Below are 23,673 nucleotides of genomic sequence, written 5' to 3'. Positions count from 1 at the left end.
CGGCGGGGCCCTCCCCCGTTTTTCCTTCGGCTGTCCCTCCGGGCCTTTCACTCGGCCGGTTCGGCGGCGGCCGTCGAGGTCCACAGGCGGCGGGCGGCGAGCAGGGCCGCGGCGAGCAGCAGGCCGTTGCGGAGCACCATCACGGCGAGACCGGTGGGGGTGCCGTCGATGACGTCGTAGTAGAGGACGGGGTACGCGAGCGCGCTCAGCGCCGCCGCCGGGAGCAGCAGCAGGACCACCGGGCGCATCACGGTGTCGCGGGAGGTCAGGCAGACGGCGGCGAGGCCGAGCAGCCAGACCATGTACTGGGGGCTGATCACCCGGCTGGTGACGGTGAACAGCAGGACGGCGGCGAGGGCCGTGTCGAACGGGGTGGCGGCGGTCCACGTGCGGGCCCGCAGGCGCCACACGACCAGCCAGCCGAGGGCGAGCGCGGTGAGCAGCAGGGAGAGGTGACCGAGGCTGGAGACGTACGGGCCGGCGTACTCCAGGGCCCCGTAACGGAACTCGACCCGGCCCGGCCAGACGCCGGCGGACCGGGCGAGGCCGAGGAGCGTGCCGCCCAGGGACTCGATCTGGATGCCCCGGCCGCCCTGCTGGCGCAGGAAGCCCAGCGACTCGGAGAAGAACAGCGCGAGGGCGGCGAGGAGCACGAGGGCGGTGACGGCGGCGGCGGTCCACGCCTCGCGGGTGGTACGGCCCCGGGGCGTGCCGAGGAGGGCGAGCGCCGGCCAGACCTTGACCGTCGCGCCGATCCCGGCGAGCGCTCCGCCGAGCCGGTGGGCCGCGGCCGGGCGGGCGCCCAGGGCGAGCAGGGCGAGGACGGCGAGGGCGGTGGTCTGGACGTCGTACCGGGCGAGGGGGATGTGGAGGAGGAGCGGCAGGCCGCAGACCCAGATCCAGGCGCCGTGGGTGAGGCGCGCGCCGTCGGCGCGGGCGAGGGCGAGGGTGACGACCGCGTCGGCGAGGAGGGTGAGGGTGACGAACGCCTGGAAGTACGTGAGCCAGGGGAGGGCGCCCGGGGACATGATCACCAGCCCGGCGCCGGGCGGGTACTGCCAGGTGGCGTCGCCGGGCGGGAAGGTGCCCTCGGCGAACCTCGCGTACCACTGCTGGTAGAGCGCCACCTCGCGGCCCACCCCGCCGATGCCGAGGTCGTCGCGGAGCAGCAGCAGGAGCATGCCGGCCCGGGTGAGGAGCCAGACGGCGGCGAGCGCGAGGTGGGGGCCGCGACCGACCGTGACGAAGGTGGCGAGGGTGAAGGTGTCCGAGTCGAAGGGGGAGCGGGTGAGGGCGGGGGGCTCGGCGCCGGTGGGACGGGAGGCGCCGCCGGGGGAGCGGGGGGACGCGTCGCCGGAGGCGCGAGGGGGCTCGTCGCCGGGGGAGCGGAGGGGTGCGGTGCCGGGGGGTTCGGTGCCGGCCGGGTGGGGGGTCTGCGGCTGATCGTTCGTCACCCCACCGCACTTTAGACCGTAATGTCTTGTTTGCCGGTGGTCTTCGCCCCTGACGCGACGAACTCCTCGTACTCCGCCACCACCTCCCGCGCCGGACCGTCCCTCCGGAGCCTTCCCGCCTCCAGCCGCGGACGGAGGCCGTCGGGGCCCGCGCCCGTGACCGGCACGGGCGGCGGATCCCGTCCCGAGTGCCCCCCGGCCCGCGCGCGGAGGCCGCTCGGCGTCCCGGACCCCGGCACCGCACCGGGGGCGTGACCCGCCGGGTCACTTCACCGCGCCCGCCATCACCCCCGACGTGAACTGGCGCTGGAAGGCGAAGAACACCACCAGCGGCACCACCATCGACAGGAACGCGCCCGGCGCGAGCACGTCCACGTTGTTGCCGAACTGCCGCACCTGCTGCTGGAGCGCCACCGTGATCGGCGGCGACTGCGAGTCCGCGAAGATCAGCGCGATCAGCATGTCGTTCCAGACCCACAGGAACTGGAAGATGCCGAGCGAGGCGATCGCCGGACCGCCGAGCGGCAGCACCACCCGGGTGAACAGCCGGATCTCGCCCGCGCCGTCGAGCCGCGCCGCCTCCAGGAGCTCGCGCGGGATCTCCGCGAAGAAGTTCCGCAGGAGGAAGATCGCGAACGGCAGGCCGAAGGCCGTGTGGAAGAGGACCACCCCGGCGGTCGTCTCGAAGAGCCCGACCGTCCCGAAGAGCTTCGACACCGGGACCAGGGCGACCTGCACCGGCACCACGAGCAGGGCGACCACGCCCAGGAACCACCAGTCCCGGCCCGGGAAGTCCAGCCACGCGAACGCGTACCCGGCGAACGATCCGATCACCAGGACGAGGAGGGTCGCCGGGACGGTGATCAGGACGGTGTTGAGCAGGGAGCCCGTGATCGTGTCGTTCGCCAGCAGGCGGGCGTAGTTCTCCGTGGTCAGCTGCGCCGGGGCCGTGAACACCTCCCACCAGCCGCTCGCCGCGATGTCGGACGGCGAACGGAGCGAGGAGAGCAGCAGACCGACCGTCGGCAGCAGCCAGAACAGGCCCGTCAGGACGAGGAAGACCCGGACCGCGCCGGACGCGGCCGCGGACGCGATCCGCGCCGCCGGGGAGCGGGAGGGCCTGGCGTCGGTCGTCCTCATCGGCGGGCCTCCCTGCGCATGCGGCGGATGTTGAGCACCATCACCGGCACCACGAGCAGGAGCAGCAGGACGGCGATGGCCGAACCGACCCCGAGGTCCGCGTCCGTGCCGAAGGACGAGCGGTACAGCTGGAGCGCGAGCACGTTCGCGTCGTCCTGCGCGGAGCCCGGCGCGATGACGAAGACCAGGTCGAAGATCTTCAGCACGTTGATCATCAGGGTGACGAGGACGACCGCGAGGACGGGCGCCAGGAGCGGCACCGTGATCCGCCGGAACACCTGCCACTCGTTCGCCCCGTCCACCCGCGCCGCCTCCAGCAGCTCGCGCGGCACGGCCGCGAGCCCGGCCCCGATCAGCACCATCGCGAACCCGGCCCACATCCACACGTACGCCCCGATGATCGCGGGCGTGACGAGCGAGGGTCCCAGCCACTCGACGCCGTCGTACTGCTCCCGGAAGTTGCTCGCGGGCAGCCGGAGCACGGCCCCGTCCGCGCGGTCGGCGGGCAGCGCGAACGTGCCGTCGGCCGCCGCCGTCGCCGTGGCGACCACCTTCCCGTCCCGTACGGCCTCGATCCGCAGCCCCGCGAGGCCCCGCTCGTCCGGGTCGACCTCGTTCGGCCGCCCGCCGCCGCCCCGGGTGAAGTCCAGCCAGGCCGTGCCGGTGATCGCGCCCGGGTCCGTGCCGGCGGGCTCCGCGGCCGGGCGGGCCCCCTCCGGCATCCGCGCCGGCGCCACCCCGACCAGCGGAAGCCGTACCGGCCGTCCGGCCCGCACGGGTTCCTTCGTCACGTACGCCCCGCCCCCGGCCGCCTTCAGCGGGTGCGCGGGCAGCGGCCGGGCCTTCGGGAAGACCGAGGACCCGGCGAAGGTGTCGTGGACGCCGACCCAGACGGCGTTCGCGACCCCCCGGTCCGGGTTCTGCTCGTACACCAGCCGGAAGATGATGCCGGCGGCCAGCATGGAGATCGCCATCGGCATGAAGACGAGCAGCTTGAACGCCGTCCCCCAGCGGACGCGTTCGGTGAGGACCGCGAAGACCAGGCCGAGGGCGGTGGCGACCGCCGGGGCCAGCACCAGCCAGACCAGGTTGTTCCCGACGGCGGTGCGCAGGGAGTCGTCGGTGAACAGGGCCACGTAGTTGTCGAGGCCGGCGAAGGAGGAGCCGGAACGGTCGAAGAGCGAGCGCTGGACGGAGTACCCGATCGGATAGACGACGAGCGCGCCGAGCAGGAGCAGGGCGGGCAGCAGGAACCCCGCCGCCACGACCCGGCTCCTGCGCCTCTCCCCGGCGACCCCGCCCTTCCCGCGCGTGGCGGTGGTGGAGGACATGCCGGCCTCAGCCCTTCGCGGTCCGGTACGCCTTCGCCGCGTCCGCCTCCAGGCGAGCCTGGGTCCCGGCGACGTCCTTCGGGTTCTTCAGGAAGTCCTGGAGCGCCTTCCACTCGCCCTTGCCCGGCGTCCCGCCGAAGGACTGCGGCATCTGGTCCGACATGTCGAAGCGGAAGGCGTCGCCCGCCCCGATCAGGGCCTTGGCGATCTCGCGCTGGACGTCGTTCGGGTACGCCGCCGGGTCCAGGCTCTTGTTGGGCGAGAGGAAACCGCCCTCGGCCGCCCAGATCTTCGCCGCGTCCGGGGAGGCGAGGAAGGCGAGCAGCGCCTGCGCGCCCTTGGTGTCCTTGAGCGCGACGGCCGCGTCGCCGCCCGTCACCACGGGCACGGTGCCCGCGTCCCCCACCTTCGGGAAGGGGAAGACCTTCGCGTCCGTGCCGATCTCCGCCTTGGTCTCCGCGATGTTGACGGCCGCGAAGTCGCCCTCGAAGACCATCGCGGCCTTCGGTTCGGCGCCGCCCGTGAAGGTCTGCGCGACCGAGGCCGGGTACTCGGTCTGGAGCGCGCCGCTCGCCCCGCCCGCGATCAGCGACGGCTTGCCGAAGAGTTCGCCCAGGGTGGTCAGGGCGGCGGTGACGGACGGGTCCGTCCACTTGATCGTGTGCTTCGCCAGCTGGTCGTACTTCTCCGGCCCCGCCTGGGAGAGGTAGACGTTCTCGAACCAGTCGGTGAGCGTCCAGCCGTCCGCGCCGCCGACCGAGACCGGGGTGACGCCGGAGGCGGATATGGTCTCGGCGGTGGCCAGGAAGTCCTTCCAGGTCTTAGGCTCGGCGGCGCCCGCGTTCTCGAAGACGGCGTTGTTGTACCAGACCAGGGACTTGTTGGCGGCCTTGAAGTAGACGCCGTACTGGGTGCCGTTCACCGCGCCCAGCTCCTGCCAGCCGCGCGAGTAGTGCGCGGCGAGCTGGGCCTTCACGTCGGGGCCGACCGGTTTGAGCCACTTCTGGGCGGCCGCCTGCTGGATCGCGCCCACCTGCGGGAGCATCGCCACGTCCGGCGGGGAGCCGCCGGCGATCTTCGTGCCGAGGAAGTTCACGATCGGGTCCTGCGCGGGCACGAACGTGACCGTCGCGCCGGTCCGCTTCTCGAACTCCCGCAGCACCTTGGTGAAGTTCGCCTGCTCCGGACCCGTCCAGACGGCGGCGACCTCGATCTTCTCGCCCTTCAGGGGGAGGTCGCCGGTGGGTTTCGCCCCCGGGTCCTTCGCGCCGCCCTCGCCACAGCCCGCGAGGGCGAGCGCGGCGAGCGTCGCGAGTGCCGTGAAGGTCACCGCGGCCTTGCGTGGACGAAGAGTTGTACGCATTGCTGCCCCGTCTCTTTCGTGCGCCTAGCTGTCCCGTGCCGACAGGTCTACGCCGGGTGCCGCGGGGCCGCAATACCGCCTTCCGTGTCAAGTGGAGGATCGTGATTCGCCTGTGACGTGCCGTCAGGAGCCCTGTCGCGCCGGGACGGCGGGGGAGAGCGGCGCCACGGGCGTGGCCTCGACCGAGCGGGCCGCCCGGTCGAGCGCGCTCGCGAGGAGGGCCAGGTCCGTCGGCCCGTTGCCCAGCTCCCGGACCGGGCGGCGGGTGGGCGGGTCGCCCATGCGCTCCCACTCCAGCGGGACGACCGTCGGGCGCAGCGTCGCCGTCCGGGGGATCCGCCCGGTGACACGGCCCGCCTGGAAGGGCGTCACCCGCCCGTCCGGATGCCCGAGCCGGCCCCGCCCGGCCACCGGGACGTCCGGTCCCGCCGTCGCCGGGGGCGCGTCGAGCACGATCCGCAGCCGGGCGCCGAGGACCGGCTCCGTGTCGGCGGTCCGGTCCGGGCGGGCCGAGGCCACGACGAGGTGCACGCCGAGCCGCTCGCCGTTCCGGGCGACGGCCTCCAGGGCCCGTACGACGGACCCGGCGGCCGGCCGGCCGGGGGCGCCGAGCGCGGGGGCGACCAGGGCGTCGAAGTCGTCGACCAGGACGACGAGCCGGGGCAGCGCCCCGGCCGCCGCCTGCTCGCCCGTGGCGGGCCGGGGGACGCGGGGCGCCCCCGCCTCCTCGGCCCGGTCGTCGCCCGGACCGCCGTCCCCGGCGCGGAGGGTACGGCCGCCGGGGCGGTCGTCCGGACCGCCGCCCGGACCACCCCGCCGGGGCAGCCGCCCGCTGGGCGTGTCGGCCGTGAACGGGTCCCCGCCGTGCGCGAAACCGTTCCCGGGCCGGGGCACGCGCCCGTCGGCCGGTCCGGTCGCGGCGTCCGCGCCCGGATACGCGCTCCGGCCGCTCGGGAGGGCACCGACCGGCCCGTCGCCCGTCCGGAGGGTGCGGCCGCTCGGACGGTCGGCGTCCGGGAGGCGGACGGCCGCGCGGGCGCTCCGGGGAAGGGACTCCGCCGCGCTCGGGGCGCGCTGGCCGAACAGCCGGTCCGTGATCTGCGGGGCGCGGGCACCCCGCCGGTCGGCGAAGGGGACGTCGCCCAGGAGCTCCGCCCGCCGCTTCAGTTCGGCGCCCAGCGCCTGGGCGAACTCCCGCATCCGGACCGGGTCCGAGGCGACCAGGTGCCCGGTGACGTGCGGCAGCTCCGTACAGGCCGCGAGGCCCTCGCCGCGCTCGCCGCCGGCCCCGTCCACGAGGACCAGGCCGAGCCGGTCGGGGCGGCCGCCCGCCGCGAGCGAGGCGGCGATCGAGCGGAGCAGTTCCGTACGGCCGCTGCCCGCCGGGCCCTCGATCAGCAGGTGCGGCCCCTCCCGGGTGAGGTCCACGGACAGCGGCCCGCGCGGACCCGCGCCCAGGACGACCGTCCCCTCCCCGGCGGAGGCCCAGCGGGCCATCAGGGAGGCGGGCGTGGCCCGCGCGAGCCCCAGTTCGTCGAGGAGCCGGGAGGACGGGGGCAGCGCGGCGGCCCGGCCGTGCGGGGCCGCCGGGGTCTCCGGCCGCAGCGGGGCCAGCGCCCGCGCGAACCGCTCGGCCCAGGCGACGGAGACCGCGTCGACCACGCCGACGGTGCCGTGGCCCGCCACGTGTCCGCCGGTGGTCCGCAACAGCCGCAGCGCCGTCGCCACGTCACCGCTCAGGAGCGCGGCGGCCCCGCACTCGCGGAACGCGAGGGACGCGGCGCACGCGGCCTCGTACGTCGCGGCCACCGGCGACACCGGGGAGGCCGGGGGCGCCTCGGCGAGGCAGAGGAGGTGGATGCCGGCCGCCGCCCCGGCCCCGGCGAGCCGCGCCACCGTCTCGCGCAGCGCCGCCGTGCCGGGGTCGCCGTCCACGACGACGACCGTCCGGGGACCCTCGTGGCGGGCGGCGGCGTCGGCGACGGCCGCGCGGTCCGCGCTGGGCCAGCCGGGGCCGAGCGGACCGTCGTCGAGCCGCCGGGTCAGTTCGGAGGTCCGCGCGTGGGCCTGCTCGCGGTCGTACGCCAGGAGGAGCCGGCAGTCCTGGCCGTGGGCGGGCCGGACGTGCGGGAGCCAGCCCAGCCAGCCCCAGGCGCGGCGCCGCTCCTCCAGGGACCGGTTCCGGTCGGCGCTGAGGAGCACGATCTCCAGGTCGGAGGGGGAGTGCAGGGCGGCGAGCTGGGCCACCACCGAACGGGCCAGACCGGCGAGCCGGTCGCCGGGGCCGGCCAGGCCGAGCGAACCGGTCTCGCGCAGTCCGGCGGTGACCGGTACGCCGGAGAGTTCGGCGCGGTCCGTGGTGCCGAGCCGGACCGCCAGGAACTCCGGGTGGTCCGGGGCGCGCTCCCAGAGCCGGGGACCGGGGCCGAGGGCGTTGAGCAGGACGGTGGCCGGGTCGGGCCAGGTGTCGGCGCCCGGCACGGGGCCGTGGGCGCCGGCGTCCCGCAGGACACCGGTGTGCGCCCCGGGCGGCCGCGGGGCCCCGGCGGGGGCCGGAAGCTCCTCGCGGCCGCCGGCGAGGCGCCGGGCCCACGCGCCGAGCCCGCGCCTGCCGCCCGTCCGGACGGACGCGGCCGGGGGCGGGGACGTCGATACGTGGTCGTGGTCGCGGTCCCGGCCCCGGGACCGGTCGGCCTCCGGGGGCCCGCCGTACGCCTCGCCGCCGTCGGCGCCGTCGGCGCCGTTCCCGTGACCGTCCTCGTGCGTGCCGCGGTGTCCGTGCTCCTCGCGCGCGGGACCCCGGACGTGGTCGTGCCCGTCGCCGTGGGGGCCGTCGCCGTGGAAACCGCCCGGGGCGCCGTCGTACGAGCCGCCCCCGCCGCCGTACGGGCCGTCGGGTCCGCCGTGCCACGCGAGTCCGTGCCCGCCGTGGGTCGTGTCGTCCGCCGGTCCTGCCGGGACCGTGACGCTTCCCGCCGGGACCGGCCTGCCGGGGCCCGCCCACCCGTCGGCCCCGCGCGTGAGCCGCAGGTGGCCCTCGCCGTCCGGGGCCGTCGCCACCGGGTCCGTGCCGGGGCCGTCGCCCGGCCCGGTCAGGCGCAGGGCGGACTCGCCGAGGCGCAGCAGCGCGCCCGGACGGAGCCGGACCGGCCGGTCGCCCACGGGGACGCCGTCGAGGACCGTGCCGTTGGTGGAGCCCCGGTCGACGACCGTGATCCGGCCGTCCCCGCCGACGGTCACCGTGCAGTGCGCGCGGGAGACGTCCGGGTCGTCCAGCGGCACGTCGGCGTCGGCGGAACGGCCGATCCTGACCGTTCCCCCGTGCAGCAGGTGCACCCCGCCCGCGTCCGGGCCCGCCACCACGTGCAGCCGGGCGGCGGCGGGCTCCCCCGCCCGGTCGTCCGGGCCGGGGACCTGGAGCGAGAGGACCGCGCCGTCGACCAGCGGGGGTTCGCCGAGCACGCAGCGCCGTCCGTCCAGCCGCTCCGCGCCCGCGTAGAGCACGGTCGTGCCCGACGTGGAGGACTCGGGGCCGGTGACGGCGGAGGCCAGGTGCGAGGCCACGGCGGAGAGCGCCGTCCCGGCGGGGGCGGTGACGAGCACGTCGCAGGCGCGCCCGGCGCCGGGGCCGGCGTGTGGCGCGAGGACGGTCAGCCGGATCTGCATCGCCGTCAGCGGTCCCTTCTGCGCGACGTGCCCGGCAGGGGGACCGCCCTGTGTCTCCCCCCACCCGGCACGGACGCGTCGTCCGGTACAGGTCGGCACGGCGCGGGGCTCCCGACCCCTGACGCGGCGTGCTGAGGGCATCCTCGCACCTGCCACTGACAACGCGCCCGCCGGTCGGCCGTAAGTGATCTTGAATGGTCGGCTGTGGACGTAAAAATGCCTGGTTGGACATGCCTTCGGAACATGTACGGCAACCGTCCCGCTCGAAGAAGCGTCTTCTTCCGGACAGGACCGGGCCCCGTTCCGGGCACCTTCGGTCGGAGCCGGGCCGCGACCGTGCGCGGGACCGGGCCGGCGCGGCACCGGGAGCGGGCGCGGCACCGGACCGGCCCCCGTCCGCCGGGAGCCCGCCGGGCCGGCGCGCCGGCCCGGAACCGCCCCGTGGACGACCGGTCCGGCACCCGTTCGGCGGCACTAAAGTGGGTCGGACATCCGGACGGGTCACAACAAGAGGACCACGAGGACCAAGAGGACCACGAGGACCACGAGGACAGGGCCCCCCGGGACACCGCGGGGACCCCCCGAGGACCACGACCAGCAGGGAGCGCGTGACGTGCGGCCTATCGGCAGCAAGTACCTGCTCGAGGAGCCGCTCGGCCGCGGCGCCACGGGCACCGTCTGGCGAGCCCGCCAGAGGGAGACGGCGGGCGCCGAGGCGGCCGTGCCCGGCCAGCCGGGCGAGACCGTCGCGATCAAGGTCCTCAAGGAGGAGCTGGCCAACGACGCGGACATCGTGATGCGCTTCCTGCGCGAGCGGTCCGTGCTGCTGCGGCTCACCCACCCGAACGTCGTGCGCACCCGCGACCTGGTCGTGGAGGGCGACGTCCTCGCCCTCGTCATGGACTTGGTCGAGGGCCCCGACCTGCACCGGTACATCCGGGAGAACGGCCCGCTCACCCCGGTCGCCGCCGCGCTCCTCACCGCCCAGATCGCCGACGCGCTCGCCGCCAGCCACGCCGACGGCGTCGTCCACCGCGACCTGAAGCCGGCCAACGTCCTGCTCGCCGAGCGGAACGGCGAGATGCACCCGATGCTCACCGACTTCGGCATCGCGCGCCTCGCGGACTCCCCGGGCCTGACCCGCACCCACGAGTTCGTCGGCACGCCCGCGTACGTGGCGCCCGAGTCCGCCGAGGGCCGCCCGCAGACCTCCGCCGTGGACATCTACGGCGCGGGCATCCTCCTGTACGAGCTGGTCACCGGCCGTCCCCCGTTCGCGGGCGGCACCGCCCTTGAGGTCCTGCACCGCCACCTCAGCGAGGAGCCGCGCCGCCCCTCGACCGTGCCCGGACCCCTGTGGACGGTCATCGAGCGCTGCCTCGACAAGGACCCGGACCGGCGCCCGAGCGCCGTGAACCTCGCCCGCGGCCTGCGCGCGGTCGCCGCCGGCACCGGCGTGCACGCCACGCCCGCCCAGATCGAGGCGGCGGACGGCGTCGGGGCGCTCCTCGCCCCCGACCCGGCACCCGCGCCGGTCCCGGAGACCCCCGGGGCCGCCGACCCGACCCAGGTGCTGTCCCACGGCGCTCCCGGGGCCGCCGACCCCACCCAGGTGCTGCCCGCCGGGGCGCCCCCGCGGTACGACCCCGCCGCCCCGACCGGCGTCATGCCGGTCGGGGGGCCGGGCGGCGCCGCCGACCCGACGGCCGTCATGCCCCCCGTCCCGCCGGGCCCGCCGCAGGCCGGGCAGGGCGAGGAGCCGCATCCCTGGCAGAGCCAGCTGCGCGCCGCCCGCGACCGCAACGAGCAGACGCAGATGCACTACCTGGACCCGGGCCAGGACCCCCTGCGCCGGCGCCCGCAGCGGCAGCCGCAGCCCCCGCAGAACCAGCCGCAGCCCGGCGCGTACGGGCAGCAGCACGGGCAGCAGCCCCCGCCGTACCAGCCGCAGCGGCCCGCCCCCCAGCCGTACGCGCAGCAGCAGCACCAGCCGCAGCAGTACGCGCCCCCGCCGCAGCCCGCCCCGCAGCAGCGGTACGCCCCGCCCCAGCAGCAGTACGCGCCCCCGCAGCCGCCTCCCCAGGCGCCCGCGCCGCGCGAGCCGCGGCCGCCGCGACCGCCGCGGCAGCGCGGCGCCAACCCGATGCGGATCCCGGGCCTCGGCTGCCTCAAGGGCTGCCTGTTCACGATCGTCCTGTTCGTGGTCGCCGGCTGGCTCGTCTGGGAGCTGACCCCGCTCCAGGACTGGGTGGCCCAGGGCAAGGGCTACTGGGAGGCGATCGGCGACGGCGTCTCGTCGTTCAGCGACTGGGTCTCCAAGCTGTTCGACAGCGCGGGCACGGGCACCGGCACCTCGGGTGCTACCGGCGGTAAAGGGCAGTAATATTGCCGATTTATCGACTTCCGAGGGGAGTTTTCCCCTCGGAAGTGACGACCGGCGGCCGTGGACGCGTAGCTTGGGCGTGAACCGCAGCCGCTGAGGGAGCAGTCTTGGCACGGAACATCGGCAGCCGCTACACCGCCCACCAGATCCTCGGCCGGGGCAGCGCCGGAACGGTGTGGCTCGGCGAGGGCCCCGAGGGGCCCGTCGCCGTCAAACTGCTGCGTGAGGACCTGGCCTCCGACCAGGAGCTGGTCGGCCGCTTCGTCCAGGAGCGGACCGCCCTGCTCGGCCTCGACCACCCGCGGGTGGTGAAGGTGCGCGACCTGGTGGTGGACGGCAACGACCTCGCCCTCGTCATGGACCTGGTGCGCGGCACCGACCTGCGCACCCGCCTCGACCGCGAGCGCCGCCTCGCCCCCGAGGCCGCCGCCGCGATCGTCGCCGACGTGGCCGACGCCCTGGCCGCCGCGCACGCCGCCGGGGTCGTCCACCGCGACGTCAAGCCCGAGAACATCCTCCTCGACATGGAGGGCCCGCTCGGGCCCGGCGGTTCCCACCCCGCCCTCCTCACCGACTTCGGCGTCGCCAAGCTGATCGACACCCCCGGCCGCACCAGGGCCACCCGGATCATCGGCACCCCCGACTACCTCGCCCCCGAGATCGTCGAGGGCCTGCCGCCGCGCGCCGCCGTCGACATCTACGCCCTCGCGACCGTCCTGTACGAGCTGCTCGCCGGCTTCACCCCGTTCGGCGGCGGCCACCCGGGCGCGGTCCTGCGCCGCCACGTCACCGAGACCGTCGTCCCGCTGCCCGGCATCCCCGAGGAGCTGTGGCAGCTGCTCGTGCAGTGCCTCGCCAAGGCCCCGGCCTCCCGGCTGCGCGCCTCCGAGCTGGCCGCCCGCCTCCGGGACGTGCTGCCGCTGCTCAAGGGCATCCCGCCGCTGGACGTGGACGAGCCCGACGCGGAGCCGGAGCCGTACGAGGAGGACGGGTACGCCACCGTCGCGGGCGCCGTCGCGCCCGGCCCGCGCCGGGCCGCCGTCCCGCTCGTCCCGGGGGCCTCCGCCGACTCCCACCGCGACACCCACACCTCCATGCGGGTCCCGGCCCCCGACGAACTCTCCGGCGGTCCGCTCGGCACGGCCCGCGCCCCCCGCCCGGCGGGCGCCCGCCGCCCCGGCTCGGCCCGCCACAAGGCGGGCGCGGTCCGCAAGCGCCGGATCACCCTCGCCGTCGCGGCGGTCGTGCTGGCGGGCGCGCTCGGGGCCGGCGGCTACCTCGCGACCTCCGGGGACGCGGAGACCCCGCCGCGGGACTCGAAGCAGTCCTCGACGCCGTAGGCCGTGTCCGGAAAGTCCCGCCTGGGTCGCGGCGCCCGGCACGCACGCTCACCGCGTTGCCGAAATGCCCCAGTAGCTCCGCTACGAGGGCATCCCGGCGCCTTGCGATCGCACGCACCGGACGCCGCGACCCCTGCCCTCCGGGCAGACGGCGCTACTTTCCGGACACGACCCAGGGGACGGGCCGGGGCGGGACCGGCCGCCGGGACACCCCCCGGCCGTCACGGGTTCGGCTCCCCGCCCGGAGCCGTTACGCTGGACGCGTGGCAGTCGTCGATGTATCCGAAGAGCTGAAGTCCCTCTCCTCGACCATGGGGTCGATCGAGGCCGTCCTGGACCTCGAGAAGCTGAGGGCCGACATCGCCGTGCTCGAAGAGCAGGCCGCGGCCCCGTCCCTGTGGGACGACCCGGAGGCGGCGCAGAAGATCACGAGCAAGCTTTCGCACCTCCAGGCCGAGGTCCGCAAGACCGAGACCCTGCGCGGGCGGATCGACGACCTCGCGGTGCTCTTCGAGCTCGCCGAGGAGATGGACGACCCGGACACCCTCGCCGAGGCGGAGGCGGAGCTGGTCTCCGTCCGCAAGGCCCTCGACGAGATGGAGGTCCGCACCCTCCTCTCCGGCGAGTACGACGAGCGCGAGGCCCTGGTCAACATCCGGGCCGAGGCCGGCGGCGTCGACGCCTCCGACTTCGCCGAGCGGCTCCAGCGCATGTACCTGCGCTGGGCGGAGCGCCACGGCTACTCGACCGAGGTCTACGAGACCTCGTACGCGGAGGAGGCCGGCATCAAGTCGACCACCTTCGTGGTGAAGGCCCCGTACGCCTACGGCACGCTCTCCGTCGAGCAGGGCACCCACCGGCTCGTCCGCATCTCGCCCTTCGACAACCAGGGGCGCCGCCAGACCTCCTTCGCCGGCGTCGAGATCCTGCCCGTCGTCGAGTCGTCCGACCACGTCGAGATCGACGAGTCCGACCTGCGCGTCGACGTCTACCGCGCCTCGGGACCGGGCGGACAGGGCGTCAACACGACCGACTCGGCCGTGCGCATCACGCACCTCCCGACCGGCATCGTGGTCTCCTGCCAGAACGAGCGCTCCCAGATCCAGAACAAGGCGAGCGCCATGAACGTCCTGCAGGCCAAGCTCCTGGAGCGCCAGCGCCAGGAGGAGCGGGCCAGGATGGACGCCCTGAAGGACAGCGGCAGCTCCTGGGGCAACCAGATGCGTTCGTACGTCCTCCACCCGTACCAGATGGTCAAGGACCTCCGCACGGAGTTCGAGGTCGGCAACCCGCAGGCCGTCCTGGACGGCGAGATCGACGGCTTCCTGGAGGCCGGCATCCGCTGGCGCAAGCAGCAGGACAAGTAGTCCACGGTTCCGCCCGCCGGGCCCCGCACCGACACGGTGCGGGGCCCGGCGTCGTTCCTCACCGCGCGCGTTCGCTGACGCAAGCGGAAGACGGACCACCGAGGCACTATGTCGACAAGACAACCGCCTTTCCGGAAGCCGGTGTTCGGCGTTTACGTCACAGTTGCATCATCGCATGTCGGGCGAGTGGTGATCTTTCGGGCATCGCACGCGCAACGACCTTGACGCCTCATCGGAAACTCGGAAGGGTGTCGTACTGGCATGCGCGTTGCTGGGGCGCGTGTGAACGGGGGCCGGTCCAGTCGTGACGTCGCCCCTGCCGCGCGGACCCCGAGCGCTGCCCCATGACGAGTTGAGCTACTGGGGGTAGCAACCAGATGACCAAGCAGATGCGAATCCGTATCGCGCGCGTCGCCGCCGCCGCGGTGATCGCCGGCGGTGCGTCGCTCACCGCGGCGGGGGCCGCGCAGGCCGTGGGGGCCTTCGGGGACGGCGAGCCGGACCCGACGCCCACCTGCATTCCCGGCACCGTCGGTTGCGAGGAGACCGAGCCGCCGGTCACCACGCCGCCGACCACCGAGCCGCCGGTGACCACTCCGCCCACCACGGAGCCGCCGGTCACCACGCCGCCGACCACCGAGCCGCCGGTGACCACTCCGCCCACCACCGAGCCGCCGGTCACCACTCCGCCGACCACCGAGCCGCCGGTGACCACTCCGCCCACCACGGAGCCGCCGGTCACCACTCCGCCCACCACGGCGCCGCCGACCACGGGGCAGCCGGGTACGAACCCGCCGGCCACGAACCCGCCGGGCACCACTCCGACGACCGCTGTCCCGGGTCCGGGCGGCACGAGCGCTCCCGGTACCGGCGCGCCCGACAACTGCACCGTCGACCTCGACGGGGTCGAGTGCGCGGGTGCCGGCAACGGCACCCCGGGCAACAACAACCCCGACACCAACAACGCCGGTTCGCAGCCCGTGCAGCAGGGCCAGGCGAAGGAGGAGCTCGCCGAGACCGGCGCGGCCGAGACCTCGTTCCTGCTCATCGGCGCCGCGACCATGATCGCCGGTGGCATCGGCTTCCGCATGCTGCCGCGTCTCGTCGCCGGCGGCCGTACCGCCGCCTGACGGTTCCGTACGCGACGGAGGGCCGGGGAGACCTCTCCCCGGCCCTCCGCCGTGTTTCCGGGCCCGTACGGGGCCGCCGGACGGCTCCTAGACCGTGCGGACCGCCGTGAGCAGCGCGATCGCCGCCAGCAGGGCGATCGCCAGTGTCAGGAGCATCGCGGGGGACGGCCCCCGGGGGGTCAGGCGCTCCCGGTTCGCGCGGCAGACGGGGCAGCGGCCCTCGGCGACCGGGGCCGCGCAGTTGGCGCACACCAGTCGGTCGTAGGTCATACGCTCTCCTCCTCCCGCACCGGGAACACGTCGGGACAACGTGCGGGGGATTCCGGACGTTCCCCCTACCACTGTGCCAGCTCCGCGTCGTTTCGGCGCGCCCCGCCGGTCCGCCGCCCTCCACCCGGAAGGGCGAAAAGGATATACCGCGCAAGCCAGGACCGCGACTGCGAGGGCCGTCCCCGGTCGCGTAAGGTCACGCACACCTACTCCCGGCCGACCGTGGTGCATCCGTGATCCGATTCGACAACGTCTCCAAGTCCTATCCGAAGCAGAACCGCCCCGCGCTCCGGGACGTCTCCCTGGAGATCGAGAAGGGGGAGTTCGTCTTCCTCGTCGGTTCCTCGGGCTCCGGAAAGTCGACTTTCCTGCGGCTGCTCCTCCGCGAGGAGCGCGCCAGTCAAGGCCAGGTGCACGTCCTCGGCAAGGACCTGGCCCGGCTGTCCAACTGGAAGGTGCCGCACATGCGACGCCAACTCGGCACCGTCTTCCAGGACTTCCGCCTGCTGCCCAACAAGACCGTGGCCCAGAACGTGGCCTTCGCCCAGGAGGTCATCGGCAAGCCGCGCGGCGAGATCCGCAAGGCCGTCCCGCAGGTGCTCGACCTCGTCGGGCTCGGCGGCAAGGAGGACCGGATGCCGGGCGAGCTCTCCGGCGGTGAGCAGCAGCGCGTCGCCATCGCCCGGGCCTTCGTCAACCGGCCCATGCTGCTGATCGCCGACGAGCCCACCGGCAACCTCGATCCGCAGACCTCCGTCGGCATCATGAAGCTGCTCGACCGCATCAACAGGACAGGGACCACCGTCGTCATGGCGACCCACGACCAGAACATCGTCGACCAGATGCGCAAGCGCGTCATCGAGCTCGAGAAGGGCCGCCTCGTCCGCGACCAGGCGCGCGGCGTCTACGGATACCAGCACTGAGCCCGTAGCGAGCAGGAGGAGAAAGCAGACCCATGCGCGCTCAGTTCGTGCTTTCCGAGATCGGCGTCGGTCTCCGGCGCAACCTGACGATGACCTTCGCCGTCATCGTCTCCGTGGCCCTCTCGCTCGCCCTCTTCGGCGGCGCGCTGCTCATGCGTGAGCAGGTCAGCACGATGAAGGACTACTGGTACGACAAGGTCAACGTTTCCATCTTCCTCTGCAACAAGGCCGACGCGGCCACCGCGGGCAAGTGCCCCAAGGGCGCGGTCACCACGCAGCAGAAGGAGCAGATCGAGGCCGACCTGAAGAAGATGGACATCGTCGAGTCCGTCCAGCGGGAGACGGCCGACGAGGCGTTCAAGCGCTACAAGGAGCAGTACGGCGACACCGCCATCGCCTCCGTGGTGACGCCGGACCAGATGCAGGAGTCGTTCCGGGTCAAGCTCAAGGACCCGGAGAAGTACAAGGTGGTGGCCACCGCCTTCGCCGGGCGGGACGGCGTCGAGTCGGTCCAGGACCAGCGGAACATCCTGCAGAACCTCTTCGACCTGATGAACGGCATGAACATCGCCGCCCTCGGCGTCATGGGCCTGATGCTGGTCATCGCGCTGATGCTGATCGTCAACACCGTCCGCGTCTCGGCCTTCAGCCGTCGCCGCGAGACCGGGATCATGCGGCTCGTGGGCGCGTCCAGCTTCTACATCCAGATGCCGTTCATCATGGAGGCCGCCTTCGCCGGACTCCTCGGCGGCGGCGTCGCCTGCGTGCTGCTGCTCGTCGGCCGGTACTTCCTGATCGACCACGGCATCGCGCTGGCCGAGAAGATGCAGCTGGTCAACTTCATCGGCTGGGACGCGGTGTTCGCCAAGCTGCCGCTGGTGATCGCCATCGGTCTCCTGATGCCGGCCGTGGCGGCCTTCATCGCGCTGCGCAAGTACCTGAAGGTGTGAGAAAGCACCCGTCGTGACGGATGGCGTCGTACGGCCACGGCCCGTGCGGCGCCTTCGCCCTGTCCTAGAGTGGGCGGCATGCCCGACGGCACCGACCTTCTCCGTCCCCGGCCCCGCGGAGCGTTCCGCGGGGCCGTTCTGACGCTGGTCTTCACCGGCGTCCTCGCCACCGCCGCCGCCACCGACTCGCTGCCGCGGCAGGAGCCCGCGGGGAAGCGGGCCGAGGCGCTCCCCGGTCCGGGCTCCCGGGCCCCGGGCCGCACGCCCGTCGACGCCGCCGCGCTCGGCCGGGCCGCCGCCGCGGCCATGGCGGACGGGAAGTCGGGCAAGCAGGCCGCCGAGGAGTTCGTCAGCCGCAGCGGCGACCGCTGGGGCGCGGTCTACGACCGGCGGGAGTACGCGGAGTTCGAGCAGGCCCTCGACGGGGCCTACACGGGCGTCGGGCTCTCCGCGGGCCGGGCCGGCGAGGGGCGCGTCCGGGTGACCCGGGTCCGGCCGGGCGGACCCGCCGACCGGGCCGGACTGCGGGCCGGCGACCGGCTGGTCTCCGTCGACGGGCGCCCGGTGGACGGCCTCTCCGTCTCCGAGACCGTCGCCCTGCTGCGCGGCGACGGCGTCCCCGGCTCGCCCGTCGCCCTGGGGGTCGAGCGCGGGCGCGCGGCCTGGACGCCGACCCTGCGCCGGGCCCGGCTCGCGACGGACCCGGTGACCGTCCGCCGCCTCGACGACGGGGCGGTGCTGATCCGGGTCGAGGCGTTCACCAAGGGCGCCGGCACGCGCGTGCGGGAGGCGGTGCGGAAGGCCCCGGCCGGCGCCGGGGTCCTGCTGGACCTGCGGGGCAACTCCGGCGGCCTCGTCACGGAGGCCGCCACCGCCGCCTCCGCCTTCCTGGACGGCGGACTCGTCGCCACCTACGACGTGGCGGGCGAGGAGCGGGCGGTGTACGCGGAGGGCGGCGGCGACACCGGCCGGCCCCTGGTGGCGCTGGTCGACGGGGGCACGATGAGCGCGGCCGAACTGCTCACCGGCGCCCTCAAGGACCGGGGACGGGCCGTCACGGTCGGCTCCCGAACCTTCGGCAAGGGCGCGGTCCAGATGCCGAGCCCCCTGCCCGACGGGTCGGTCGCCGAGCTGACCGTCGGCCACTACCGGACCCCCGCCGGGCACACCGTCGACGGACGCGGCATCACGCCCGACCTGGCGGCGGGGGAGCGGGCCGAGGAGCGGGCGAGAACGGTATTGAGTGGCCTCGGAGGGGCCTCGTAGTGCGAAAATGGCCGCACTATGGCCAAGGGACTCGTGAACGTGCAGGGCAAGCCTGCCAAGAAGAACCAGGACAAGGCGCCGGAGCGCAAGCTCATCGCGCAGAACAAGAAGGCGCGGCACGACTACCACGTCATCGACACCTACGAGTGCGGTGTGGTGCTCATGGGCACCGAGGTGAAGTCGCTGCGCATGGGGCGGGCCTCGCTGGTCGACGGCTTCGTCCAGATCGACAACCACGAGGCGTGGCTGTACAACATCCACGTCCCCGAGTACATGCAGGGCAGCTGGACCAACCACTCCGCCAAGCGGAAGCGGAAGCTGCTCCTCCACCGGGAGGAGATCGACAAGCTGGAGGCGAAGTCGCAGGAGACGGGTCACACGATCGTGCCCCTCGCGCTGTACTTCCTGAACGGCCGGGTCAAGGTCGAGATCGCCCTCGCCAAGGGCAAGAAGGAGTACGACAAGCGCCAGACCCTGCGCGAGAAGCAGGACACGCGCGAGACGAACCGCGCCATCGCGGCGGCCAAGCGGCGCCAGCGCGCGGCGCAGTCCGGCTAGGCCCTCCCTTCCGGATCGGGCCGGCTCCCGGGAATACGCTGGCGGCGTCCGCCGTTGGTCACGTACGATGGAGCCCGCACACCTCGCGAGGGGTGCGCACCTTGAAAAATCAACATGGGGATGATCGGTTTCGACAGCGGATACCGATGCAGAGGAAGCGTGTCGAGGAAGCGGCAATGATCTCGTAAACCATATGTCGCAACCAATAATCGCCAACTCCAAGAGCGATAACTCCCGCTTCGCCCTCGCTGCCTAATTTTTAGGTAACGAACAGAAGCCTCTGTGAGGAGCGTCAGCCCGGGGATGGTCCCGACCCGGATCCTGGCGTCATTAAGGGATCTAAACCTCCCACCCCGGTCACGGGGGTCGGAGGGAAATCAAACAGTGACTGAGCCCGTCGGAGACTTGTCCGCGTGATCTCCGGGGCCGAGAAACGCGTAGCGGACTGCACACGGAGAAGCTCTGTTTCCGTACCGTTGGACGCGGGTTCGATTCCCGCCATCTCCACCGAGCGTCCGGGGCACCGTCCCCGGACACCTCATCCCATGTGGGCGAAGGCCCGGCGGTCGTCACGACCGCCGGGCCTTCGTCGTGTCACGCGCACCGGGCGGTCGTACCGGCCTGCCGGTGACGGCCGCCGACGCGGAAGGCCGAGGCCAGGGCCAGTGCTGCGGCCGCCGCCGCGAGCGGGACCAGGAAGCCGGAGGACGGGAACGGGGCGTGGTCGGCGGCCCAGCCGCCGGACGCCGAGCCGGCCGCGATGCCCGCGAGGAGCGCGGTCACGGCCAGGGTCATGCCCTCGTTGAGCCGCGCCGCGGGCGTGAGGCGCTGGAGCAGGCCCATGCCCGTCACCATCGTCGGGGCCGTGGCCACGCCCGCCACGAGCAGGCCGGCGGCCAGGGCGAGCAGCGAGCCGGTGGACGCGGCGAGCAGCGGCAGCGCCATCAGGGCCGTCATCGCGGCCAGGCAGGTGCGCAGCCGTACGGTGCGGCGGGCGCGGCCGTAGAGCAGGCCGGCGGCGCAGGAACCCGCCGCCTGGAGGGCGAGGACCGGACCGGCGACGGGCCCGTCCACGTACGCCAGGGTCACCACCTCCATGGAGCCGAAGACCGCTCCGGTGGCGAGGAAGACCGCGAGCAGCGGCGCCGTGCCGGGGGCACGCAGCGGGGAGCCCGCCGGGGTGCGGGGGGCGACCGGCGGTTCGGTGGAGCGCTGAGCCGTGAAGAGGAGGACCCCGCCGAGGAAGAGGGCGGTGGCGGTGAGCGTCCCCGCCTCGGGGAAGAGCGCGGAGCAGAGGACGGCGGCGAGCACCGGGCCGAGCATGAAGCAGAGTTCGTCGGCGGCCTGCTCGAAGGCGTTGGCGGTGTGCAGCGCGTCCGGGTCGTCCCGCAGGAGGTGGGCCCAGCGGGCCCGGGACATCCCGCCCGTGTTCGGGGCGGTCGCGGTGACGGCGGTCGTCACGAAGAGCGCCCAGAGCGGGGCCCGTTCGTGGACGCACAGCGACAGGACCAGATGGCCCAGGGCCGCGTACGCGGCGGCCGGGACCGCGACCCGGGCCTGCCCGTACCGGTCGACCAGCCGGGCGATCAGGGGAGCGGTCACGGAGCCGACGGCCAGGCCGGTGGCGGTGACCGCGCCGGCCAGGGCGTAGGAGCCGTACGCCGCCGCGATCATGATCACGGCGCTGACGCCGAACATGCCCGCGGGCAGCCGGGCGATCAGGCCCCCGGCGGTGAAGGCGCGGGTGCCGGGACGGGCGAAGAGGCGGAGGTAGGGATTGCGGGGGAGGACGTCCGGGCGGCCGCGGTCGCGGCGGGGCCCGTACGGGCGGTCGTGTCCGTACGGATGGTCGTGGTCGTGGTCGCGGTAGCGGGGGGCGAAGGCCGGGCCCGCCGGGGTGGGGATGAGGTCCGGTTGCGGCATGGGACAAGGCTCGGGTGCGCGGCCCCGGCCGGTCCAACACCTGATCGATGGCCATTCACGCACCTGTGTTGTTGAATGCGGCGTGGCCTCCTCGTACGACATCGACCCCCGCCTCCTGCGCGCCTTCGCCGCCGTCGCCGAGGAGCTGCACTTCACCCGCGCCGCCGCCCGGCTCTACGTCGCCCAGCAGGCCCTCAGCCGGGACGTGCGGCGCCTGGAGCGCGAGCTGGACGCCGAACTCTTCGTACGGACCACCCGGCAGGTCGCCCTCACCCCCGACGGCGAACGGCTCCTGCCGCACGCGCGCCGGGTCCTCGCCGCCCACGACGAGCTGAGGGACGCCTTCCGGGCCGCGTCCCGGCCCCTCCTGGTCGACCTCAACAGCCCCGGCCTCGCCCACGAGCGCGTGCTGCGCCGGGCCCGCGAACTCGCCCCCGACCTCGAACTGATGGCCCGCTACGAGAGCGGGCTCACCGGCGCCGCGCGGGCCGTCGCCGCCGGCCGCCTCGACGCCTCCTTCGGCCGCTACGGAGGACTCGACGGCGGGCTCAGGGCGGGGCTCGACGCGCAGTTCGTGCGGTACGAGCCGATGGCCGTGGTCCTGCCCGGGGACCATCCGCTCGCCGGACTCCCCGAGGTCCCGCTCGCCGCGCTCGCCGGGGAGCGGATCTACGCCGGCGCCGGGAACGAGCGCACCCCCGAGTGGACCGACCTCGCCGCGCGGCTCTTCGCCGGGCGCGGCATCGGCATCGCCCCGCCCGCGCCGCTCGCCGTCGGCAAGGAGGAGTTCCGCCGGATCATGGCCAAGTACGGGAACCCCGTCCTCGCCGTCGTGGACTTCCCGCCCATGCCCGGCTGCGTCCTGCGTCCCCTCGTGGACCCCGTCCCGCTGTCACCCGTGAGCCTGGTGTGGCGCAAGGGGCTCCGCCATCCCGGCCTGGACGCCCTCCGGACCGCCGCCGCCGAGATCGGCACCCGGGAGGGCTGGCGGGTCCGCCCGCCGGGTGCCTGGCTGCCGGAGGACGAACCGGGCCTGCCCCGGGACTGAGGGGCGCGGACGGCCCCGCCGGCCCGGGACCGGCGGGCACGCCGGCCCGTCCCTCTCAGGGGCCGCGTCCGGCGGGTGAGCGCAAGGTTGCCCCGCCGTCACTCCGCGGCACCGGACCGAAACGCGGCCTCCCTAGCGTCGGTGCCCGGAGGACCGGGGCCGTGGACGCCCCGGGTCCCGACACCCGGAGGTGGGACATGGGCGGCCGGTGGATCGAACGGTGGGAACCGGAGGACGAGACCTTCTGGCGCGAGGAGGGGGAGCGGATCGCGCGGCGGAACCTGGTCTTCTCCGTGTTCTCCGAGCACATCGGCTTCTCGGTCTGGAGCCTGTGGTCGGTCATGGTCCTGTTCATGGGCCCGGAGTACGGGATCGACCCCGCCGGCAAGTTCTTCCTGATCGCGACCGCCACCCTGGTCGGCGCGCTGATCCGGGTCCCGTACGCCTTCGCCGTCGCCCGGTTCGGCGGCCGGAACTGGACCGTCGCCGGCGCCCTGCTGCTCCTGCCGCCGACCGGCCTCGCCCTCGTCGTGACGGAACCCGGCACGTCGTACGCCACCTTCCTCCTGGTGGCGGCGCTCACCGGTGTCGGCGGTGGCAACTTCGCCTCCTCCATGGCCAACATCAACGCCTTCTTCCCGCTGCGGAAGAAGGGCTGGGCGCTCGGGCTCAACGCGGGCGGCGGCAACCTCGGCGTCCCCGTCGTACAGCTCGTCGGCCTCCTCGTCATCGGGACCGCCGGAGCGGCGCACCCCCGGCTCGTCCTCGGCGTCTACCTGCCCCTGGCCGTGGCCGCCGCCGTCTGCGCCGCGCTCTTCATGGACAACCTCGCCCCCGTCAGGAACGACACCGGCGCCGTGCGGGAGGCCGTGCGGGACCGGCACACCTGGATCCTGGCCCTCCTCTACGTCGGCACCTTCGGCTCCTTCATCGGCTACGGCTTCGCCTTCGGGCTCGTGCTGCAGACCCAGTTCGGCCGCACCCCGCTCCAGGCCGCCTCGCTCACCTTCCTCGGCCCGCTGCTCGGTTCGCTCCTGCGGCCCGTCGGCGGTTTCCTCGCCGACCGGTACGGCGGCGCCCGCATCACCCTGTGGACCTTCGCCGCGATGGCCGCCGCGACCTCCGTGGTGGTCCTCGCCTCCGCGACCGGGTCGCTCGCCGTCTTCCTCACCGGCTTCACCTGCCTCTTCGTCCTCAGCGGCCTCGGCAACGGCTCCACGTACAAGATGATCCCGGCGGTCTTCCTGTCCCAGGGGCGCCGCCGGGGACTCACGGGCGAGGACGCCGAGGCGTACGGGCGGCGGCTCTCCGGCGCCGCCATGGGGATCACCGGGGCGGTCGGCGGGCTCGGCGGACTCGGGATCAACCTCGCCTTCCGCCAGTCCTTCGCGACCGTCGGCACCGGCACCGCCGCGTTCGCCGCCTTCCTCGTCTTCTACGCGGTGTGCATGGGCGTCACCCGGGCGGTATACCTTCGACGCCCGGCGGTCACCGTGCCGGAGACCGCCGCCGCCGCGCACCCGGTTCCCCGGGCCGGTCGCGCGACGGTGTGAACCCGGTG

At 74.3% G+C, this 23,673-nt stretch carries 17 protein-coding genes and 1 other RNA gene; 11 read left to right on the top strand and 7 right to left on the bottom strand.

Annotated features, from left to right (window positions below):
- Nucleotides 1–47 precede the first annotated feature (47 nt).
- The 5 genes from ACFYZY_RS07870 to ACFYZY_RS07850 form a co-directional block, all read right to left on the bottom strand.
- Complete coding sequence (locus tag ACFYZY_RS07870) at nucleotides 48–1,454, bottom strand: glycosyltransferase 87 family protein (protein ID WP_388690558.1); 1,407 nt, start codon at nucleotides 1,452–1,454, stop codon at nucleotides 48–50.
- 264 nt (nucleotides 1,455–1,718) lie between these two features.
- A complete protein-coding gene (locus ACFYZY_RS07865; protein WP_388690555.1) occupies nucleotides 1,719–2,594 on the bottom strand; it encodes a carbohydrate ABC transporter permease in 876 nt (291 codons plus the stop codon).
- Nucleotides 2,591–3,925: a carbohydrate ABC transporter permease gene (locus tag ACFYZY_RS07860; RefSeq protein ID WP_388690552.1), complete on the bottom strand. Its 1,335-nt coding sequence runs from the start codon at nucleotides 3,923–3,925 to the stop codon at nucleotides 2,591–2,593. The genes ACFYZY_RS07865 and ACFYZY_RS07860 overlap by 4 nt, the downstream gene beginning before the upstream one ends.
- 7 nt (nucleotides 3,926–3,932) lie before the next feature.
- Complete coding sequence (locus ACFYZY_RS07855) at nucleotides 3,933–5,288, bottom strand: ABC transporter substrate-binding protein (RefSeq protein ID WP_388690549.1); 1,356 nt, start codon at nucleotides 5,286–5,288, stop codon at nucleotides 3,933–3,935.
- Nucleotides 5,289–5,411: 123 nt separating this feature from the next.
- A complete protein-coding gene (locus ACFYZY_RS07850) occupies nucleotides 5,412–8,954 on the bottom strand; it encodes an FHA domain-containing protein (protein ID WP_388690546.1) in 3,543 nt (1,180 codons plus the stop codon).
- Nucleotides 8,955–9,567: 613 nt separating this feature from the next.
- On the opposite strand from ACFYZY_RS07850, the gene ACFYZY_RS07845 reads away from it, so the two are divergent.
- The 4 genes from ACFYZY_RS07845 to ACFYZY_RS07830 all read left to right on the top strand — a co-directional run bounded on the left by ACFYZY_RS07845 (nucleotide 9,568) and on the right by ACFYZY_RS07830 (nucleotide 15,174).
- Complete coding sequence (locus ACFYZY_RS07845) at nucleotides 9,568–11,337, top strand: serine/threonine-protein kinase (RefSeq protein ID WP_388690543.1); 1,770 nt, start codon at nucleotides 9,568–9,570, stop codon at nucleotides 11,335–11,337.
- A 107-nt stretch (nucleotides 11,338–11,444) separates the two neighbouring features.
- On the top strand, nucleotides 11,445–12,677 hold the full coding sequence (locus ACFYZY_RS07840; protein ID WP_388690540.1) for a serine/threonine-protein kinase: 1,233 nt from the start codon (nucleotides 11,445–11,447) through the stop codon (nucleotides 12,675–12,677).
- A 263-nt stretch (nucleotides 12,678–12,940) separates the two neighbouring features.
- Nucleotides 12,941–14,044 carry a peptide chain release factor 2 gene (prfB, locus tag ACFYZY_RS07835; protein ID WP_388690537.1) on the top strand — a complete coding sequence of 368 codons (1,104 nt, stop codon included), beginning with the start codon at nucleotides 12,941–12,943 and terminating at the stop codon, nucleotides 14,042–14,044.
- A 377-nt stretch (nucleotides 14,045–14,421) separates the two neighbouring features.
- On the top strand, nucleotides 14,422–15,174 hold the full coding sequence (locus tag ACFYZY_RS07830; RefSeq protein ID WP_388690535.1) for an LPXTG cell wall anchor domain-containing protein: 753 nt from the start codon (nucleotides 14,422–14,424) through the stop codon (nucleotides 15,172–15,174).
- Nucleotides 15,175–15,261: 87 nt separating this feature from the next.
- Here the strand turns inward: ACFYZY_RS07830 and ACFYZY_RS07825 are convergent, their stop codons facing one another.
- A complete protein-coding gene (locus tag ACFYZY_RS07825; protein WP_388690532.1) occupies nucleotides 15,262–15,444 on the bottom strand; it encodes a hypothetical protein in 183 nt (60 codons plus the stop codon).
- 233 nt (nucleotides 15,445–15,677) lie between these two features.
- On the opposite strand from ACFYZY_RS07825, the gene ftsE reads away from it, so the two are divergent.
- The 5 genes from ftsE (at nucleotide 15,678) to ssrA (ending at nucleotide 19,651) form a co-directional block, all read left to right on the top strand.
- The gene (gene ftsE, locus ACFYZY_RS07820) at nucleotides 15,678–16,367 is read left to right on the top strand and encodes a cell division ATP-binding protein FtsE (RefSeq protein WP_053648390.1); all 690 of its coding nucleotides are present in this window, start codon (nucleotides 15,678–15,680) and stop codon (nucleotides 16,365–16,367) included.
- A 32-nt stretch (nucleotides 16,368–16,399) separates the two neighbouring features.
- Nucleotides 16,400–17,317, top strand: coding sequence for a permease-like cell division protein FtsX (gene ftsX / locus ACFYZY_RS07815; protein WP_388690529.1), 918 nt, complete (start codon nucleotides 16,400–16,402; stop codon nucleotides 17,315–17,317).
- A gap of 78 nt (nucleotides 17,318–17,395) precedes the next feature.
- Nucleotides 17,396–18,583: a S41 family peptidase gene (locus ACFYZY_RS07810; protein ID WP_388690527.1), complete on the top strand. Its 1,188-nt coding sequence runs from the start codon at nucleotides 17,396–17,398 to the stop codon at nucleotides 18,581–18,583.
- 18 nt (nucleotides 18,584–18,601) lie between these two features.
- A complete protein-coding gene (gene smpB / locus ACFYZY_RS07805) occupies nucleotides 18,602–19,141 on the top strand; it encodes an SsrA-binding protein SmpB (RefSeq protein WP_388690524.1) in 540 nt (179 codons plus the stop codon).
- Between the two features lie 116 nt (nucleotides 19,142–19,257).
- Nucleotides 19,258–19,651: a transfer-messenger RNA gene (gene ssrA / locus ACFYZY_RS07800) on the top strand.
- An 84-nt stretch (nucleotides 19,652–19,735) separates the two neighbouring features.
- On the opposite strand, the gene ACFYZY_RS07795 is transcribed toward ssrA, so the two are convergent.
- A complete protein-coding gene (locus ACFYZY_RS07795; RefSeq protein ID WP_388690522.1) occupies nucleotides 19,736–21,064 on the bottom strand; it encodes an MFS transporter in 1,329 nt (442 codons plus the stop codon).
- 82 nt (nucleotides 21,065–21,146) lie between these two features.
- Between ACFYZY_RS07795 and ACFYZY_RS07790 the strand changes: the two genes are divergently transcribed.
- Both ACFYZY_RS07790 and ACFYZY_RS07785 read left to right on the top strand, forming a co-directional pair.
- On the top strand, nucleotides 21,147–22,112 hold the full coding sequence (locus tag ACFYZY_RS07790; protein ID WP_388690519.1) for a LysR family transcriptional regulator: 966 nt from the start codon (nucleotides 21,147–21,149) through the stop codon (nucleotides 22,110–22,112).
- Between the two features lie 197 nt (nucleotides 22,113–22,309).
- Entirely contained in the window at nucleotides 22,310–23,665 is a 1,356-nt protein-coding gene (locus ACFYZY_RS07785; RefSeq protein ID WP_388690642.1) for a nitrate/nitrite transporter, read from the top strand.
- The last annotated feature ends 8 nt before the right edge of the window (nucleotides 23,666–23,673 follow it).

It is taken from the genome of Streptomyces sp. NPDC001744 (assembly GCF_042892575.1).
Taxonomy (GTDB): Bacteria; Actinomycetota; Actinomycetes; order Streptomycetales; family Streptomycetaceae; genus Streptomyces.
The sequence above is the reverse complement of the archived record's forward strand: the minus strand, read 5'-3'. Positions and strand labels throughout refer to the sequence as shown.

Bases quoted from the DNA above. Each gene is read 5' to 3' on its own strand.
- smpB (WP_388690524.1), top strand. From the start codon at position 18,602: ATGGCCAAGGGACTCGTGAACGTGCAGGGCAAGCCTGCCAAGAAGAAC.
- ACFYZY_RS07865 (WP_388690555.1), bottom strand. From the start codon at position 2,594: ATGAGGACGACCGACGCCAGGCCCTCCCGCTCCCCGGCGGCGCGGATC.
- ACFYZY_RS07810 (WP_388690527.1), top strand. From the start codon at position 17,396: ATGCCCGACGGCACCGACCTTCTCCGTCCCCGGCCCCGCGGAGCGTTC.
- ftsX (WP_388690529.1), top strand. From the start codon at position 16,400: ATGCGCGCTCAGTTCGTGCTTTCCGAGATCGGCGTCGGTCTCCGGCGC.
- ACFYZY_RS07795 (WP_388690522.1), bottom strand. From the start codon at position 21,064: ATGCCGCAACCGGACCTCATCCCCACCCCGGCGGGCCCGGCCTTCGCC.
- ACFYZY_RS07855 (WP_388690549.1), bottom strand. From the start codon at position 5,288: ATGCGTACAACTCTTCGTCCACGCAAGGCCGCGGTGACCTTCACGGCA.
- ACFYZY_RS07850 (WP_388690546.1), bottom strand. From the start codon at position 8,954: ATGCAGATCCGGCTGACCGTCCTCGCGCCACACGCCGGCCCCGGCGCC.
- ACFYZY_RS07860 (WP_388690552.1), bottom strand. From the start codon at position 3,925: ATGTCCTCCACCACCGCCACGCGCGGGAAGGGCGGGGTCGCCGGGGAG.
- ACFYZY_RS07825 (WP_388690532.1), bottom strand. From the start codon at position 15,444: ATGACCTACGACCGACTGGTGTGCGCCAACTGCGCGGCCCCGGTCGCC.
- ACFYZY_RS07830 (WP_388690535.1), top strand. From the start codon at position 14,422: ATGACCAAGCAGATGCGAATCCGTATCGCGCGCGTCGCCGCCGCCGCG.
- ACFYZY_RS07785 (WP_388690642.1), top strand. From the start codon at position 22,310: ATGGGCGGCCGGTGGATCGAACGGTGGGAACCGGAGGACGAGACCTTC.